A 16,466-nucleotide genomic window follows, 5' to 3' on the forward strand; every position below is an offset into this window, starting at 1 on the left:
CGCCGCCGTCGGCCGCATCCGTTGTCGTCGCCGCACCGGCCGTTGTCATCGGGCGGGCGTGTCGTTGTCAGCGGCGCGTGTCGGGGAGGCCCGGCCCACTGAAGTCGGGCCCGCTGAAGTCCGGCCCTCTGAAGTCGGGTCGGCTGAACTCCGGTCGGATGAAGTCCTGACTGTCGGGCCCTCGGCCGTCCGGTGTCGGGCCTTCGGGGTCCGGGTCGCTGCCACTCGGTCCGGCGAAGTCGGGGCTGCTGAAGTCGGGCCGGCCGAAGTCGGGTCGGCTGAACTCCGGGCGGATGAAGTCCTGACTGTCGGGCCCTCGGCCGTCCGGTGTCGGGCCTTCGGGGTCCGGATCGCTGCTACCCGGTCCGGCGAAGTCGGGGCTGCTGAAGTCGGGCCGGCCGAAATCCGGGCTGCTGAATCGCGGCCGACCGAAGTCCGGGCTGCTGAATCGCGGCCGGTGGCCCGAGCCTGCGCGGGGGCCGGGATCGGGATCCGCGTGTGCTTCCTGGAGCCGGGCGACGAGGAACGGCCTGATGCCGACGTCGCGCAGCGCTTCGAGCCATGCCTCCCTCGCCCGGCGGAGGTCGCCGGAGGGGGCCGCACGGCCGCCAGCAGTGGATTCCTTGTGCTCCGCGGCGGTCCGGTAGAGGGCGACGAGGCCGATGACGCCGGTCGACGCGGCCGTAGCGAGGCTGATCCAGCCCGCGTGGACCAGGGTGTCCGCCGTGGTGGACAGACTGTCGGTGAGCCGCAGTCCGTATCCCAGCAGTAGGAACGTGGCCGCGGCGACGGCGGCCAGAACCGGGGTGAGGACCGCCACCACGGGCACCAGGCCCGCTCCGGTGCGTTCCTGGCGCCCCGGCCCGGACGGGGACGTGGTCCGGTCGGTCCGTACGTCGTCGCTGCGGTGCGACCGTTGCCGCAGCTCGGCGTACGACCGGTACTCGGCCTCGGCGGCCGCGGCGACACGGGGAGCCGCCGCCAGGCCCTTGACGCGCAGCTCCCCGGCGCCCAGCGGAGACCGGGTCAGTAGGCGCTGTATTTCCGCCGACTCGATGACCTCGTCCAGGACCGCCGCGTAGTCCGCCGAGTCCTCGTCCCGCAGCCGGAACGACCGGTCCATTGCGTTCCCCCGATGTGTGATCCGATGTTCCGGCCCGGTGGCGGGCACGGCGTGTGCGACCTACAGATGTCCGGCGACGACCGGCAGCAGGTCCTGGAAGGTGCGACCGTGGGTGGCGGCGCCGATGGCGGTCATCTGCCAACCAGCCCCGGAGCGCGCCACCTTGGCCATGATCTGGGCGGTGTGACGTCCGCCGCCGCTCAGCGTGTAGCGCGCCAGTTCCTGCCCCGTGGTCTCGTCGACCAGCCGGCAGAAGGCGTTGTCGACCTCCTCGAACGTCTGGCCCGTGAACGAGTTGACGGTGAACACGATCTGGTCGATGTGGGCGGGTACACGCTGCAGATCGACGAGGATCGACTCGTCGTCGCCCCCTTGTCCGGCCCCGCCGACGAGGTTGTCGCCGGTGTGCCGCACCGATCCGTCGTCGCTCGTCAGGTGCTGGAAGAAGACCACGTCCTGGGGCTGTGCCCCGGCGAACAGGATCGCCGAGGCGTCCAGGTCGATCTCGCGTGCGGTCAGGCGGGCGAGGAACCCCTTGCGGGGCGCGGCCTTCCAGCCGAGACCCATGCGTACGACGGTGAGTTCGCCGCCGCCGGACTTGGTGAGGCTGATGCGCTGGCCCTTGGTCAGGTCGACGCTCATGGTGCGTTCTCCTCTCGGCTGTGCCGGTCGTCGGGTGGGGGAGCGGTGGTCAGAGAAGGACGCCGTAGTCGGCGACGATGCCGCTCAGCCCGGAGGCGTACCCCTGGCCGACGGCACGGAACTTCCATTCGGCGCCGTTGCGGTACAGCTCGCCGAAGACCATCGCCGTCTCGGTGGACGCGTCCTCGCTGAGGTCGTAGCGGGCGATCTCGGCCCCGCCCGACTGGTTGACCACCCGGATGTACGCGTTGCGGACCTGGCCGAAACTCTGTCCCCGGCCCTCCGCCTCATGGATCGACACGGGGAACACGATCTTCGCGACGTCGGCGGGCACAGCGGCCAGGTCGACCTTGACGATCTCGTCGTCCCCCTCGCCCTCGCCGGTGAGGTTGTCACCCGTGTGCTCGACCGAACCGTCCGGGCTCCGGAGGTTGTTGTAGAAGACGAAGTGCGCGTTGGAGAGCACCTTGCCCGCCCCGTCGCACAGCAGCGCGCTGGCGTCCAGGTCGTAGTCCGCGCCGGTGGTCGTGCGGACGTCCCAGCCCAGGCCCACCAGTACGGCGGTGAGACCTGGAGCCTCCTTGGTCAGCGAGACGTTTCCACCCTTGGCGAGGCTCACACCCACAGCGATTCTCCTCTTACCGGTTCTTCCCGAAGACGACGCCGGACAGTCACCGTCCGCGCGCTCTGTGACAGAGACTGAAATCTACAGCACTGTAGATTTGGCAGTGAGACGCTGGCCGGATCGTGCGGGTCGGTGGCCGACTCGGCCGACGAAGCCTCGGGTGAGGGTGGGGCGGCCCCGTTGCGTGTCATGCCCGTGTCGTCACGGGGGGGGTGATCCCCTTCGGGCTCGTGTCGGGGTGCGGTGCGGGGCTCCTGTGCGACGTGTTGGTGCGTCACCGTGGGCGCGAGGGGGCGGTCGCTGCGGTCGCGCGGGCGGGAGCGCGCCGAGGGGGCCCGAATGGCTTGCTCCGCAAGGGATTCGGGCGATCGGGACGCATGTCGATGCGCCCGGGCGGGGGTCTATCCGGGCGTGAACCTAACAGGAGTCGAGGCGATATGTCTAGACCAGATCCAGTTGCCCTGTGTGATCGATTGGCGATTTTCGGTGATCTAGGTGTGGCCTGAATCACAAGATTCTTGACAGTTGGCGAGCGGTGTCGAAAGCTCGTTCATCATTGGTCTGGACCACGATGAATGGGCGGGGTTCATGCTCGATCCGTCGCGCACTGCCGTCGTCGGCATGCCGCTCTCGCGTGATGAACTCCCTTCCAGATCAAGGGAGTCGGGGGCGAGGGATGTCGGTCAGGGAGTCTTCTCCGTCGGCTCGGCGGCCCGCCGCGCACCCGATCCGTTCGGGGTCGGTTCGTTCGCGGCCGGGGAGGCAGGTCCGGTGCGTGACGGCCGGGAGTGCTGATGGATCGCCAATTACCGGACGTGCGGCTGGCGTTGTGCGAGTTGTGGCAGGCGTTCGGCGGCATGGCGCTGCTGGCCCGTCACGGTCGCGACGCTCCTTGGCCGCATGCGCCCTGGGCCCGCGAGGCGTATGGGGCGCTGACACCGCGGCTCAGGGCGGTCGTCGAACTGGCCCGGCCCCGCAGGCGTATTCCCTCGTTCCTGACCGGGGGGGTCGCCTCACGCGGCGGACGTATCGCCGACGAGCTGGACGGCATGGTGCGTACGCCGCCGGGGCTGGTCCGCGAGGAGCTCGCTCGGGAATATCCCGAGGCGTTCACCGACCCGTTGATCGCCGCGCTGATCCGTGAACCCGAGGCGCAGCTCGGGTACTTGGCCGTGGAACTGGCCGGCTTCTGGCGAACCGCGATGGAGCCGCGGGGTACTGGGCCGGCGCGCTCCCTGGAGGAGGAGATCCTCTTCCGGTCGCGCACCCTCGCGATGAGCGGTGGTGCGGCGCTGCTGCGCGAACTGGGGCTCCCGGCCGAACGTGCCGACGGCGCGGATCGCCTGACCCTGGTGCCGATGCTGCTGGCCGACGGGGCGCACTGGTGGTCGGCCGTCGGTGGCCGGACCGTGGTCTCCTACGCCGCGCGCGGAGCGGGCATTCTCCGAGCCGAGCCGAAACGGGGCGGCGCCGCGGAGCCGGCGCGCGCGGACCGGCTGGCCATTCTGCTGGGGCGTGGGCGCGCCTCGGTCGTCCGCGAGCTGGGTACACCCATCACCACATCGGCTCTCGCCGACCATCTGGGACTCGCCGCGAGCACGGTCTCCCAGCATCTGTCGGCCCTGGTGTCCGCGGGCGTGGTGCGACGCCACCGGGCCGGCGCCCGTGTCCTCTACGAACTCAACCGCGAGGGTGTCGCGCTCACCGAGTGCCTCATGAATCAATGACCCCCCGGTGTGGTGGAGTTGACAGTTCGGTGGGATAGTCTCCCCGCTGCCTGACCGCTGCCCGATCGAGGTTGATCGACGCCTGATCGCGGGGCGAGTGGCGGGAGTGGGCTCCCTCGCGAGGGGTGAATTGGCAGGTTCATGTCGCATGGCAGTGTCGGTTCCTGCCTGCGACGCCAGGCCGCCCGACGCCGTGGAATCCCCAACAGGGCGTACAAACAAGGCGATTCGGTTCACACCGAAAACGTTGTCGCGTTCTTCGTGGTCGGCGAAAGTCAGGGCGGGAACCGCTCGACCGGAGCACCGCCGGAGGACCGCAACGCCGTGTGCAAGACACCTGCAACCGTCAACTTCCTGAGACCGAAATCGCCGCCGCTGGACCCGACGCCACACTGACCCGGCGCCGCCCCGCCGTGGTGGCGCACCGGCCCGAGACGTCCATGTCCGACGCCGTACGCGCCGTACGGCAACGTCGCGCTGCCCGCTGCCGCACGACGGCGCCCGAGGCCGCGTCGCGTCACCGGACCCTGTGCCATCGGACCGGATGGCCCCGGGTCCGTTGCCACCGGATCGTTGCCGTCGAGGCGTTGTCATCCGGGCCGCTGCCGTGTGTGCTCCCGCCGTGCGCTCATGTCGTCGACGCCGGTCGGCACCGCGACCGCTCGGCACGTGATCCATGGCCTCCCTCGCCCTCTCCGCTCCCTCCTCGTACCGGCGCGCACCGCCGTGCGGCGCCCGTACGGGAAGTGCCGTGCGAGCGGTCGGCCCCGCCCAGCCACCGAGAACGTCGACCCTTGGAGTGATTGCATGCCGACTCCTGCCCCCTACCTGCACCGTGCCGCTTCGCAGCGTCCGTACTTCAGTTCCGACGGCGAGTCGTACCTGGCCCAGACACCGCTGAGGGACATCCGGAAGAAGCACGAGCTCCGTGTGCTGTCCGAAGAGGACTTCGCCTTCTGGCAGACCTACGGCTACGTCGTCGTGAAGCAGGCGATCCCCGCCGACGCGGCGAAGCGTCTGCTCGACTTCGCCTGGGACTTCCAGGGCCTCGACCCGGCCCGGCCCGGCACGTGGTACGAGGACCGCCCGTTCCGTACGGACCTGGACCGCGAACTGCACGTCTACGGCTTCGTCGAGGCGTACCACCACCAGCTCATCTGGGACAGCCGCCAGGCGCGGCGCGTCTACGACGCGTTCGTCGACGTGTGGGACTGCGAGGAGCTGTGGGTGACCCTGGACCGGCTCAACCTCAATCCGCCCAACATCAAGAACCGTGACCGCGCGCTCATCGCGCCCACGGACAAGGGCTTCGACATCGAACTCCACTGGGACGTGGACACCTCGCTCGGTGTGCTGCCGCAGCGGGTGCAGGGCATCATCGCGCTGAACGACACCCGTCCAAAGGCCGGCGGCTTCCAGTGCTCGCCCGAGCTGTTCCGACGGTTCGAGCAGTGGAAGGTCACGCAGCCCGCGGACCGGGACCCGATCAGGCCGGACGTCGACCGGGCCGAGTTCCCGGTCGTGCGGCCCGAGCTCGAAGCCGGTGACCTGCTGATCTGGAACGGGTTGCTGGCGCACGGCGTGGCTCGCAACACCTCCGGGGGCGAGGTGCGTGCCGTCCAGTACCTCTCCATGATGCCCGCCCTGGAGTCGCACGAGGAACTGCGCCGGTCCCGGACCGGTTCGTGGCGCGAGCTGAGCACACCGGACTGGAACAAGACCCTCGTCGGCGACGTGACGAAGCACGAATCGCTGAGGTACGGCACCGCCGAGCTGAACGGGCTCGGCGAGCGGCTGCTGGGGCTCGCGTCCTGGAACGAGCAGGAGACCGACCGTGCGACCGGGGAGCCGGCATGCGCCGTATCTGCCTGACGCTTCCCACCAACAGGGCCTGTTCCGCGGCGATTTCGGCCGTGGGAGCCGAGGCCGACCACGCGGCCACTCACTTCGACGTCGAGGTGCATCTGCTGATCCTCGACTCCTCCGACGCCGAGACGTTCGCCGAACACGCGCGGGTGGTCGAGGAGTCGCACCGGGCGCCGAACGTGACGGTGCATCATTTCTCCGAGGCACAGCAGCGGGACTTCCTGGAGCGGCTCGTCCGCCGCTCCGGTGTCGTCGAGCCGGAGCTCGTTCTCGACCTCATGCTGCCGTCCGGCGTCTCCTACGGTGCCTGCACCAACCGCGCGTTCCTGATCGCGGGCGCGCTGGGCTGTGTGTCGGTGCACCGCCGGGACTCGGACAGCGACTACCAGGTCGTGGGTGGCCGCCCGGTCTTCCCCGTCCACCACGAACTCGCCTCGCTCGGAAGGACCGCCGCCGACGCGGCGGGCGGCGTGTCGGAGACGGCGCTGGACCCCGAACACAACGGCAAGCCGGTGGTGATGGTGGGCAGCTCCTTCGTCGGTGAACTGTCCGTGGACATCGGTGAGATCGCCCGTCTCGACAACGACGTCTACCACGACGTGGTGAGCCTGTGGGCCCCTCTCGACTGGCCGGACGAGCGGAAGCGGGCACTGGTCGAGGAGTCGTTCACGGGGGCGGGCACCGACCCGTTCGTACGCGACCACTCGACGCTCACCCATGTCGACCCCATGCGTGTGGACATGTGCAACATCAGCTTCCTGGACGAGGTGTACGAGCGCGTGCCGCTGCCACCCGCCACCGACACCATCGGCAGCGACTACTTCCTCATGCACCTGGTGTACGACGGCACGCTGCCCGGCGTGCTGCACAACCGCAACATCGTCAACTTCTACACCCCCGAGCGCAGGACCGACGCCGGATTCACGGCCTACCAGCTGCGGTTCACGAAGTTCTTCCTGTCGATGCTCTACCTCAACCACATCTACGACCGGATGGCCGAGGCCGGTGCCGGCCTGCTCGACGACCGGCACCGGGTCCGGCCGGACGCGGTAGCCGCGCTGGTCAGGGAGAGCGCCCGGCTGGACCGGGGGGACAACGTACGACGACTGGCGGTCATCGACCGCTCGTACCGCCGACTCGGCGGCAGGTACGAGGAGTTCGCCGACTTCCTGGCGCCGCGCCACGAGCGGCTGCTCGAAGAGGCGCAGGAGGACATCGAGGACTTCGCCCTGCTGATCGAGGCGTGGGGACCACTGGTGCGGGCGAGCGGATCCACCGAGCTGCCCCGGCCGACCCGGAGGACCCGCCCGGACCCGACGGCGCCATGCGTCTGAACGCGACGATGCGTGCCGCACTGGCCGCCGCCACCGAGGACCGCATCGTCTTCGATCTCACGGGAATCGAGGAGCAGTACGAAGCACTCCTGCGGGAACTCCCTGGTGTCTCCGTACGGTTCGCCATGAAGGCGTGCCCCGTGGACGCGGTCCTCGCCCGTCTCGCGGACAAGGGGGCCGGCTTCGACGCGGCGAGCCCCCGCGAGATCGAGCAGGCTCTCGCGACCGGCGTACCGGCCGACCGGATCCACTACGGCAACACCATCAAGTCGGACCGGAACATCGCCGCCGCGTACCGCCTGGGCATCAGGGACTTCGCGACCGACAGCCTGGAGGACGTGGCGGCGACCGCGGCCCACGCCCCGGGGTCGCGGGTGTTCTGTCGGCTCGCCACCACCGGGGACGGCGCGTTGTGGGGACTGAGCCGGAAGTTCGGTTGTTCGGGGGCCGACGCGGTGCGGGTCATGGAGGCGGCGCGGTCGGCCGGACTCGTCCCGTCCGGCCTCTCCGTGCACGTCGGATCGCAGCAGATGACGTCCGAGGCGTGGCAGGACACCTTCGAGCGACTCGCCGACGTGATCACGGACCTGGACCGGCGGGGCATCGTCCTGGACCACGTCAATCTCGGCGGGGGACTGCCCGCCCGCGGCTATCTCGACAACCGCGGAAGACCGTTGGTCCCCCCGGTCGACAAGATCTTCGCCGTGATCCGCGACGGTATGCAGCATCTCGCCGCCGTCTCCGCGTCCCCGCCGGCGTTCCTCGTCGAACCGGGACGGCATCTGGTCGCCGACCACGGGGCGATCAGGGCACACGTGGCCCGCCTCTCGTCCAGGGAGCAGAACGACGGCGAGCGGGAGCACTGGCTCTACCTCAGCTGCGGGAAGTTCAACGGCCTCTACGAGATGGACCAGTTGCAGTACCGGCTGCTGTTCCCCACGCACGACGGCGAGGACGGCGTCCCGGCCGTCGTCGCGGGTCCCACGTGCGACAGCGACGACGCCTATGCCCACGAGCACAACCGTGTCCTCGTGCCCAGGGACGTCGCGTCTGGCGACCCGGTCTGGATCCTCTCCTGCGGCGCCTACGCCACCGGATACATGACCCAGGGATTCAACGGTTTCGACCCCCTTCCCGCCACCTGGACGGACGGACAGTGAACAGACGGACGGATCACGACGTGCGCGTACGGCACATCTCCGAGAGCGACTGGGCCGGCATCACGGCGCTGGAAGCACACGTGTACGGCGCCCACGGCCTGTCCGAGGGACGCGACGCGCTGCGGTCCAGGGCCCACGCCTCCCCCTGCACCTGCTTCGTGCTCGACCGCGCGGGGCGGACGGCCGGCTATCTGCTGGCCCTGCCCTACCCGAGGCTCGCGTACCCCGACCTGGACCGACCGGAGGACATCGTCTTCCACTCACGGAACCTGCACCTGCACGACCTCGTCATCGCCGAGGAGTTCCGCGGCAGGGGGCTGGCCGGGAAGCTGCTGCGCCACTTCACCGCGACGGCCGGTGCGAAGGGGTACGAGGGGATCTCCCTCATCGCCGTCATGGGCAGCGGCACGTTCTGGTCGGCGAACGGATACCGGGCCCATCGCGATGTCGAACCACCGCCGGGCTACGGGCCGGGCGCCGTGTACATGTCCAGGACGGTGCCGGACCACCGCACCGGGCGACCGAATTCCGCCACCGGGCCATCGCTCGGGGCGCCTCTGGAAGACGAAGTAGGCTGATCCCACATGCTTGGCGTCCGTGATCAATTCCACCGGGCACAACTCGCGATCGCGGCGTTGTTCTGCTTTCTCGGGTTCCAGTACGCGACCTGGGCCTCGCGGCTCCCGGCCATCAAGACACGTCTCGACCTCTCGGAAGCGGAACTGGGCCTCCTGCTGATGGCCTGCGGCGCGGGCGCGGCGGTGTCGTTCCCCCTGGTGACGGTACTGATGAGGCGTCTGGGGTCCCGGCGCCTCGCGTTCCTGTCGGCGATCTGCCTGAGCCTGCTGCTGCTCGCGCTGGCCGCGGCACCGAACTACCCGGTCGCGCTGGCGGTGATCTGCTGCGACGGCGTCGCCGTGGGTTGTCTGAACGTCGCGATGAACGCGCAGGGCGCGACGCTGGAGGCCACGTACCGGCGGACCGCCATGTCCAGGCTGCACGCGACCTTCAGCGCCGGTTCCCTGTTCGCCGCGCTCCTCGCCTCCGGTGTGAACACGGTGACGACGGAGGTCGCGGTGCACTTCGGGATCGCCTGCGTCCTGCTCCTGCTGCTGGTGGGACTCACCCGCTCGGGACTCCTGACGGACGACGAGCACGGCGTCGAGGAGAAGGAGGCCCCGAAGAAGAGCGGGCGCAAGCTGACCATGCCGTCCCGGGTGACCATCTGGATGGGCTGCGCGATGGTGTTCGGCACGGTCACCGAAGGTGCCATGAACGACTGGTCCGCCCTCTACATGAAGGACGTCGCCGGTGCGTCGGCACAGCTGGCGCCGATGGGCATCGCGGTCGTCTCGGTGATGATGGTGCTGGCGCGCCTCTTCGCCGACGGCTGGCGCAGCCGCTGGGGCGACGGGCGCATCGTGAAGGTCGGCAGCGCGGTGGCCGGGGTGGGACTGGCGCTGGCCCTGCTGGCCGGCGGCGCGGTCCCGGCACTGATCGGGTTCGCCTGCGTCGGCCTGGGGGTCGCGGCCGTCACGCCGTGCGTGTACGTGGCGGCGGCGGGCCGGGGCACGGAGGCCCTGGCCCTGGTCGCCGCCATGGGGACGACGGGGCTGCTGGCCGGACCGGCGGTGATCGGCTTCATCGCGAGCGCGGGCAGCCTGGTGTGGGGCATGGGCGCCGTCGCCGTGTCGGCGCTGCTCGTATCGGTGTGCGCGACCCGGATCCGCTGGCCCGGGATCGCGGAGACCGAACCGACCCCGAGCGGGGCCTGACCGGTCCGGTCTCGGGTGCGTGCCCCGACCGGGCGTGCCCGGCCATGGCATGTACGGTCCGGCCGGGCCCGGCCCGGTCGGCCCGGCCGAGGAAACGTGCGGGCCCCGTTCCCGTTCCGGGGCGGGGTGTCGTCCCGCGCGCATCCGGGCACCACGTGTCACGCGGCACGTGGCGGGCGCGTGGCACGCATCACGTATCAGGCACGATGCGATGAACCTTCGGCTCCGCTGCAACTAGTGTTCGTTCGAGGGGAATGCTGGGTACGGCACCGGCCGGACGGTGCCGTACCGCCGGGGCGGCGCAGCGGATGAATGAGGGGGAGACCGTGATCGAGAGAATCCTGCCGTCGCGGGTGGTCGTGGAGGAAGCGTTCTCGGATCCGCCCCACGCCACCCTCTTCCCCGCCGAGGAGGAACTGGTCCGCAACAGCGTGGAGGTGCGACGCAGGGAGTTCACGACGGTGCGCCACTGCGCCCGTCGCGCGCTCGGCGCGCTCGGTGTCGCTCCCGCGCCGATACTCAAGGGCGAACGCGGTGCCCCGGTCTGGCCGCGGGCGACCGTCGGGAGCATGACCCACTGCACCGGCTACCGAGCCGCCGCGGTGGCGCACCGGGCGGATGTCCGCACCCTCGGCATCGACGCCGAACCGCACGCGCCCCTGCCCGACGACGTGCACGACAGCATCGCGCTCGCGACGGAGCAGCGGCGCGAGCGCGAACTGCGCGGCCAGAACCCCGGGATCCACTGGGACCGGCTGCTGTTCAGCGCGAAGGAGAGCGTCTACAAGACGTGGTTCCCGCTCACCCATCGCTGGCTGGGCTTCGAGCAGGCCGACATCGTGCTCCGCCCGGACGGCTCCTTCACCGCAGAACTGCTGGTGCCCGCCGAGGAGTTGGTGGCGAGGGCGGATGTCGTGGCAGGAATAGTCCCGGACGCCGTGTCGGATGTCGTACCGGGAGCGTCCTCCGGCACACAGCCGCGGCCGTCCGCCGCGCCGCCGTCGGTCCCCAGGGAGTTGCGGGGACGGTGGCTGGTCGCGGACGGCCTGCTGGCGACCGCGATCGTCATCGAGAACGCGCCGGACACCCCGTAGCGACCCGAAAGGCCGGTGGCGAACCGGGCACCCGTCGCACTGCCGTCGGCCGGGAACGCGGCCGTCGGCCGGGGACGTGGTCCGCAGCGGGTCCGCGGTCGTCGTCGCACCCTCGTGCCGGGCCCGGGGCCACCCGTAGTCTCTGCTCGCATGAGCGACGATCACACGAACGAAGGACGCAAGCGCGCGCGTGAGGCGGGCATCCCACTGACGGGTGAGCCGGGAGGGTGGAACGCGATCACCGACGTTCCGGGCGTCGAGGTCGGCTACGTCACGCTCGTCGAGGGCGACGACGTACGCACCGGAGTGACGGCGCTCCTGCCGCGCGGCCGGGACGGCGTGGGGACCCCTTGCGCGGCGGGCTGGCACTCGTTCAACGGCAACGGCGAGATGACCGGCACGGCCTGGATCGAGGAGAGCGGCTCGCTCGCCGTCCCGGTGCTCATCACCAACACGTACGCGGTGGGCCCGGTGCACCGGGGCGTCGTCGAGTGGGTGCGCGCCAACTGCCGGGGGATGGCCCCCGAGTGGCTGCTGCCGGTGGTGACGGAGACGTGGGACGGCCATTTGAACGACATCCACGGCACGGCGGTGCGGGAGCACCACGCGGGAGCCGCGATCGAGGCGGCGGCCTCCGGTCCCGTGGAGGAGGGGTGTGTCGGCGGCGGCACGGGCATGCGCTGCTACGGCTTCAAGGGCGGCTCGGGGACGGCGTCGCGGGTGGTCCGTTACGGCGCCGACCGCTACACCGTGGGCGCGTTCGTGCAGGCGAACTTCGGGGCTCGCCGCGAACTGGTGGTGGCGGGCGTGCCGGTGGGGCGCGAACTGCCCGGCCCGGTCACGGTGTCCGAGCCGGTTCCGGGGACCGGCGGGGGGCGCCCGGTGCCGCCCGGGGCGGGCTCGGTGATCGTGGTGGTGGCGACCGACGCGCCGCTGCTGCCCGGGCAGTGCAAGGCGCTGGCGCGACGGGCGACGCTGGGGCTGGGCCGTACCGGAACCACCGGCAGCCATTTCTCCGGGGATCTCTTCCTGGCCTTCTCCACGGCCAACCCGACCGCGCTGACCAGTACGTTCCCCGAGGACGACGGCAGCGCGCCGTACGAGTCGATGCGCTTCGTGCCGTGGGGGCGGATGGACCCGTTCTACGGAGCGGTGGTCGAGTCGGTGGAGGAAGCGGTGCTCAACGCGCTCACCGGTGCGCACTCGATGACCGGACGGGCCGGCCACCACGTGCCGGCGCTTCCGCTGGACGAGGTGACCGGGCTGGTGGCGGACCGGACGGGCTGACGCGGCACGCCGGGCCGGTACCGGCCCGGCGTTCGGGGGAGTTGTCGGGGCGTACGGGCCCCCGGTGCGGGGGGCGCTGGTCTCGTACAGGTTCGTCGGCCATACTGCCCGCCGTGGAGCAGCGCATAGATCCGAACACCCAGCCCGGGTACGCAGCGGGGACAGACCCGGCGTACATCCCCGGCCTCACGGCCCCCGTCACCGCCGGGAAGTCGGCACCGGGCCGAGGACAGCAGGAACAGGAACAGGAACAGGAACAGGCGGAGGAACCGGCGCCCGCCGCGATCGCCGTCGACGACGCCGCCACCGAGGCCGAGGCCGAGGTCGAGTCCGAGCCCCGGGCCGAGGCCGATGGCGCGGCGGACGACGGGGAGGCAACGGCCGACGACGCGGCGCCGGAATCCGGCGGGAAGGAGAAGAAGGGCCAACGGCCCGAGGACGGGCCGGTGTTCGAGGTGAGCGACCGCCGTGGGGCGATCACCGTGAACCACGAGGGCGTCCGGTTCCGGTTGGACGACCAGGAGGCCGACTTCGACTGGGACGAGATCGGGGCGGTCGAGGTGAAGACCCCTCGGTTCGGCCGCCGGTTCACCGTCACGGTCCACCTGGCGACCCGCCGGTGGTTCAACGCCGAGGTCGAGGCGCCTGCCAGGAGCGACCTCAAGCAGTGGGCGGAGCAGCTCGACGCGGCGCTCGACGCCTACTTCGAGGAGTCCTGAGACCGGACGGTGCCCCGTGAGGGGCCGGAACGCACGCCGGCCCCTCACAGCCACGGAACCCGTCCGTCACTGCCGCGGCACTCGACGCACCGGGCGAGGCCGTAGACCGTCCCGATGCCCACGCGTCCCGCGCAGCACATCGAGCAGATGCGGCCACGCGTGTGCCCCGAGCGCCGCGTCCGCGGCCGGTGAGCCCCCGTACAGGAAATGCGCGGACGCGGGTGCCGGTCCCTCGCCGGGGAAGCGTGGGCGGTGGCCGGCGTCCGCAGCGCGGATCAACCGCACGGGCAGCCCCGCGGCCCTGCGCCTGGCCGCCAGTTCCTCCGCCTGGGGGAGCGAGGGCCACATCGCGTCGTCCCCGCCCGCGACGAGCACGAGGTCGGCACGGGAATTCTCCACCGCGATCGCCGCCGCCCCGAGCCGGTCGGCGAACGTACGGCGGCTGTGCTCGTACAAACCGCGTACGGCGACGGGGGCACCCTCCGGCGGGGCGGGGTCCGGGGCCCAGGAGTCGTCGTAGGGGACGAACGGCAGCGGCTCCCCCCGCCAGGTCCACGAGGAGCGGTACGGTCGCTCCCGGCCGTCGTTGCCGGGCCCGACGTTGGCCCAGGTCAGCGAGGTGGGCGAGACCGCCACCACGGCGTCGATGCCGGGCAGCAGCACGGACAGGTGCAGGGCGGCCTCGGCGCCCTTGGACGTACCGAGGACGCCGATCCGCCGGGCGCCGTACGCGCGGAGCACCTCGATCGCGGGAGCGAAGGTCTCCAGCGGGATCTCGCAGATGCCGGGCGGCTGCCCCACCCCGCCGAACCAGCGGAAGGACAGCGCGGTCATTCCCTCCCGGGCCAGGAGGCGGCACCGCTCGGTCTCGATGCGCCCGCTGGACCCGGAGAGCACGAGCACACCGACGCCGTCGTCGTCACCGTCCGTTCGTCCGTCTGCCCCTCTGTCCGGGGGCCGGTTCGCGGACATGGCGAGGAACCCCTCGCGGACGCCCGGACGGGGCGGGACGTGAGGGGCTCCGTCGACGGCCTCTCGCGCGCCCGGGTCCGGAACGCCGAAGGCGCGCTCGACGATGTCCACCGGCCGTCAGTCGTCCGTGAGCACGACCGAGCGGGTCAGGTGGCGCGGGCTGTCCGGGTCCAGGCCACGGGCCGTGGCGCGGGCGATCGCCAGGCGCTGCACGCGCACCAGATCCGCCAGCGGGTCGAGGTCGCCCTCCACCCAGCGAGCACCCGTCGCGAGCAGCTGCTCCGACAGGCCCTCGGGCGCGGTGCCGAACATCCAGGTCGCGGTGGTGTCGGTGGCGATGCTGATGGGACCGTGACGGTACTCCATCGCCGGGTAGGACTCGGTCCAGGAGAGCGACGCCTCCTTCATCTTGAGCGCGGCCTCGTTGGCGAGCCCCACCGTCCAGCCCCGGCCGAGGAACGTGAACTGGGTGCAGTCCACCAGGCCCTCGGGCAGCGGCTCCGCCAGCGCGGTCTCGGCGTCGCGCACCACATCGTCGGTGTGCAGGCCGAGGTGGGCGCGGAACAGGGTGAGCGCGGTGGTGGCGAACCGGGTCTGCACCACCGACTGCTCGTCCGCGAAGTCCAGGACGACGACGTCGTCGGCGGCGGTCATGACCGGGGTGTCGGGATCGGCGGTGACGGCCACGGTACGGGTGACGCCGCGGAGGCGGTCGAGCAGGTCCACGACCTCGGTCGTGGTGCCCGAGCGCGTGAGCGCGACGACGCGGTCGTACTCGCGCCCGAAGGGGAACTCCGAGGCGGCGAAGGTGTCGGACTCGCCCTGCCCGGCCCCCTCGCGGAGCGCGGCGTACGCCTGGGCCATGTAGAACGAGGTGCCGCAGCCGACGATCGCGACGCGCTCACCGGCGACGGGCAGGACGCCTGCCTGAGACCCGGCCAGTTCGGCGGCGCGGCGCCAGCACTCCGGCTGACTGGCTGTCTCGATCTCGACAAAAGACACTTCATGCACTCCGAACTCGTAGAATGATGCTCGTTCATGCACGCTATATGGGTGATGCGAGCATTATCAAGCATCCGTCGTGCGGAATGCTTGACCGGGCATGCCCTTGTGCGACGCTTGCGCGTGTCCGGTGACCGTACCCACGGGGATGGGTGCCCGAAGCCCGGGATCGTGAGGAGAGCTCTCTTGTCCAGGGAAGCCCGGTGGAACGCGCTGCTGGAACTCGTCGGCAGGAACGGCCGGGTGGAGGTCGAGGACGCCGCCGCCGCGCTGGACGTCTCGGCCGCGACCATCCGCCGCGACCTGGACCAGCTCGCCGAGCAGCAGCTGCTGACGCGCACCCGTGGTGGTGCGGTCGCGCACGGAGTGGGCTACGAACTGGCCCTGCGGTACAAGACCGGCCGGCACGCCCCCGAGAAGCAGGCCATCGGCCGGGCCGTCTCCGAACTGGTGGCGGTGGGCGAGGTGGTGGGGCTGACCGGCGGCACGACGCTGACCGAGGTGGCCCGCTCGCTGGCGGTGCGTTCCGACGTCGTCGGCGACGCCTCGGGCGGGCCGGGCGGTCAGCCGGCTCTCACCGTCGTCACCAACGCCCTCAACATCGCCAATGAGCTGGTGATCCGGCCGCAGATCAAGATCGTGGTGACCGGTGGCGTGGCCAGGCCGCAGTCGTACGAGCTGACGGGCCCGCTGGCCAGCGGCGTGCTGGGCGAGATCACCCTGGACGTCGCCGTGCTGGGGGTCAACGCGATCGACACCGAGCGCGGCGCCTACGTCCACCACGAGGGCGAGGCCAGCATCAACCGGCTGCTCGCCCAGCAGGCGCAGCGGGTCGTCGTGGCGGCCGACTCCTCGAAGATCGGCAAGCGGGCCTTCGCCCGGGTCTGCGACCTCGGGCAGGTCGACTTCCTCGTCACGGACAAGGGGATCACGCCCGAGGCCGCCGCCCGGTTCGCCGAGGCCGGGGTGACCGTCGTGGCCGTCTGACGTCCGCGGTATCCGCGGTTCCGTCGTCCGTCATTCGTCGCGTCCGCGCCCGTCGCGGCCCTTATGCGGGCCGGCCGGTCGTGTCCGCGTCCGTGTGTGAGCCGGTCGACCGAGCGGCGAGCCGGTTGACCGAGCGGCGGGCCGCCGCCTTCC

The 16,466-nt window shown here is 71.1% G+C and carries 15 protein-coding genes; 10 read left to right on the forward strand and 5 right to left on the reverse strand.

Annotated features, from left to right (window positions below):
• Positions 1-67: 67 nt before the first annotated feature.
• The 3 genes from AMK22_RS14210 to AMK22_RS14220 are packed head-to-tail and all read right to left on the reverse strand — an operon-like array spanning position 68 to position 2,390.
• Positions 68-1,123, reverse strand: a complete 1,056-nt coding sequence (locus AMK22_RS14210) for a hypothetical protein (protein ID WP_073784995.1) — start codon at positions 1,121-1,123, stop codon at positions 68-70.
• Between the two features lie 60 nt (positions 1,124-1,183).
• Positions 1,184-1,765 carry a TerD family protein gene (locus tag AMK22_RS14215; protein WP_073784997.1) on the reverse strand — a complete coding sequence of 194 codons (582 nt, stop codon included), beginning with the start codon at positions 1,763-1,765 and terminating at the stop codon, positions 1,184-1,186.
• Positions 1,766-1,814: 49 nt separating this feature from the next.
• Positions 1,815-2,390 (reverse strand): TerD family protein, encoded by a 576-nt coding sequence (locus AMK22_RS14220; RefSeq protein WP_073784999.1) that lies wholly within the window; start codon positions 2,388-2,390, stop codon positions 1,815-1,817.
• Between the two features lie 794 nt (positions 2,391-3,184).
• Between AMK22_RS14220 and AMK22_RS14225 the strand changes: the two genes are divergently transcribed.
• From AMK22_RS14225 to AMK22_RS14265, 9 genes are all read left to right on the forward strand, one after another.
• Entirely contained in the window at positions 3,185-4,117 is a 933-nt protein-coding gene (locus tag AMK22_RS14225; protein ID WP_107430554.1) for a helix-turn-helix domain-containing protein, read from the forward strand.
• A gap of 807 nt (positions 4,118-4,924) precedes the next feature.
• Positions 4,925-5,989 (forward strand): phytanoyl-CoA dioxygenase family protein, encoded by a 1,065-nt coding sequence (locus AMK22_RS14230; protein WP_073785003.1) that lies wholly within the window; start codon positions 4,925-4,927, stop codon positions 5,987-5,989.
• Complete coding sequence (locus AMK22_RS14235) at positions 5,971-7,317, forward strand: DUF6271 family protein (RefSeq protein WP_073785005.1); 1,347 nt, start codon at positions 5,971-5,973, stop codon at positions 7,315-7,317. Before AMK22_RS14230 ends, AMK22_RS14235 begins: the two co-directional genes overlap by 19 nt.
• A complete protein-coding gene (locus tag AMK22_RS14240) occupies positions 7,308-8,477 on the forward strand; it encodes a type III PLP-dependent enzyme (protein WP_073785296.1) in 1,170 nt (389 codons plus the stop codon). The genes AMK22_RS14235 and AMK22_RS14240 overlap by 10 nt, the downstream gene beginning before the upstream one ends.
• 20 nt (positions 8,478-8,497) lie before the next feature.
• Positions 8,498-9,055 carry a GNAT family N-acetyltransferase gene (locus tag AMK22_RS14245; RefSeq protein WP_242433973.1) on the forward strand — a complete coding sequence of 186 codons (558 nt, stop codon included), beginning with the start codon at positions 8,498-8,500 and terminating at the stop codon, positions 9,053-9,055.
• A gap of 6 nt (positions 9,056-9,061) precedes the next feature.
• Complete coding sequence (locus tag AMK22_RS14250) at positions 9,062-10,252, forward strand: MFS transporter (protein WP_073785007.1); 1,191 nt, start codon at positions 9,062-9,064, stop codon at positions 10,250-10,252.
• Positions 10,253-10,578: 326 nt separating this feature from the next.
• The gene (locus AMK22_RS14255) at positions 10,579-11,346 is read left to right on the forward strand and encodes a 4'-phosphopantetheinyl transferase family protein (protein ID WP_079186166.1); all 768 of its coding nucleotides are present in this window, start codon (positions 10,579-10,581) and stop codon (positions 11,344-11,346) included.
• Between the two features lie 150 nt (positions 11,347-11,496).
• Positions 11,497-12,633 (forward strand): DmpA family aminopeptidase, encoded by a 1,137-nt coding sequence (locus AMK22_RS14260; RefSeq protein ID WP_073785011.1) that lies wholly within the window; start codon positions 11,497-11,499, stop codon positions 12,631-12,633.
• A gap of 113 nt (positions 12,634-12,746) precedes the next feature.
• The gene (locus AMK22_RS14265) at positions 12,747-13,352 is read left to right on the forward strand and encodes a hypothetical protein (RefSeq protein WP_073785013.1); all 606 of its coding nucleotides are present in this window, start codon (positions 12,747-12,749) and stop codon (positions 13,350-13,352) included.
• 66 nt (positions 13,353-13,418) lie between these two features.
• Here the strand turns inward: AMK22_RS14265 and AMK22_RS14270 are convergent, their stop codons facing one another.
• Positions 13,419-14,435, reverse strand: a complete 1,017-nt coding sequence (locus tag AMK22_RS14270) for an acyl-CoA thioester hydrolase/BAAT C-terminal domain-containing protein (protein WP_242433974.1) — start codon at positions 14,433-14,435, stop codon at positions 13,419-13,421.
• Positions 14,436-14,441: 6 nt separating this feature from the next.
• A complete protein-coding gene (locus AMK22_RS14275) occupies positions 14,442-15,326 on the reverse strand; it encodes an SIS domain-containing protein (RefSeq protein ID WP_073785015.1) in 885 nt (294 codons plus the stop codon).
• Between the two features lie 186 nt (positions 15,327-15,512).
• Here AMK22_RS14275 and AMK22_RS14280 point away from each other — a divergent pair, with 186 nt between their 5' ends.
• Positions 15,513-16,313, forward strand: a complete 801-nt coding sequence (locus AMK22_RS14280; RefSeq protein ID WP_073785017.1) for a DeoR/GlpR family DNA-binding transcription regulator — start codon at positions 15,513-15,515, stop codon at positions 16,311-16,313.
• Positions 16,314-16,466 lie beyond the last annotated feature (153 nt).

The sequence above is a fragment of the Streptomyces sp. CB01580 genome, assembly GCF_001905795.1.
In the GTDB taxonomy this organism is placed as follows: Bacteria; Actinomycetota; Actinomycetes; order Streptomycetales; family Streptomycetaceae; genus Streptomyces.

Bases quoted from the DNA above. Each gene is read 5' to 3' on its own strand.
- AMK22_RS14210 (WP_073784995.1), bottom strand. From the start codon at position 1,123: ATGGACCGGTCGTTCCGGCTGCGGGACGAGGACTCGGCGGACTACGCG.
- AMK22_RS14215 (WP_073784997.1), bottom strand. From the start codon at position 1,765: ATGAGCGTCGACCTGACCAAGGGCCAGCGCATCAGCCTCACCAAGTCC.
- AMK22_RS14225 (WP_107430554.1), top strand. From the start codon at position 3,185: ATGGATCGCCAATTACCGGACGTGCGGCTGGCGTTGTGCGAGTTGTGG.
- AMK22_RS14230 (WP_073785003.1), top strand. From the start codon at position 4,925: ATGCCGACTCCTGCCCCCTACCTGCACCGTGCCGCTTCGCAGCGTCCG.
- AMK22_RS14235 (WP_073785005.1), top strand. From the start codon at position 5,971: ATGCGCCGTATCTGCCTGACGCTTCCCACCAACAGGGCCTGTTCCGCG.
- AMK22_RS14240 (WP_073785296.1), top strand. From the start codon at position 7,308: ATGCGTCTGAACGCGACGATGCGTGCCGCACTGGCCGCCGCCACCGAG.
- AMK22_RS14250 (WP_073785007.1), top strand. From the start codon at position 9,062: ATGCTTGGCGTCCGTGATCAATTCCACCGGGCACAACTCGCGATCGCG.
- AMK22_RS14260 (WP_073785011.1), top strand. From the start codon at position 11,497: ATGAGCGACGATCACACGAACGAAGGACGCAAGCGCGCGCGTGAGGCG.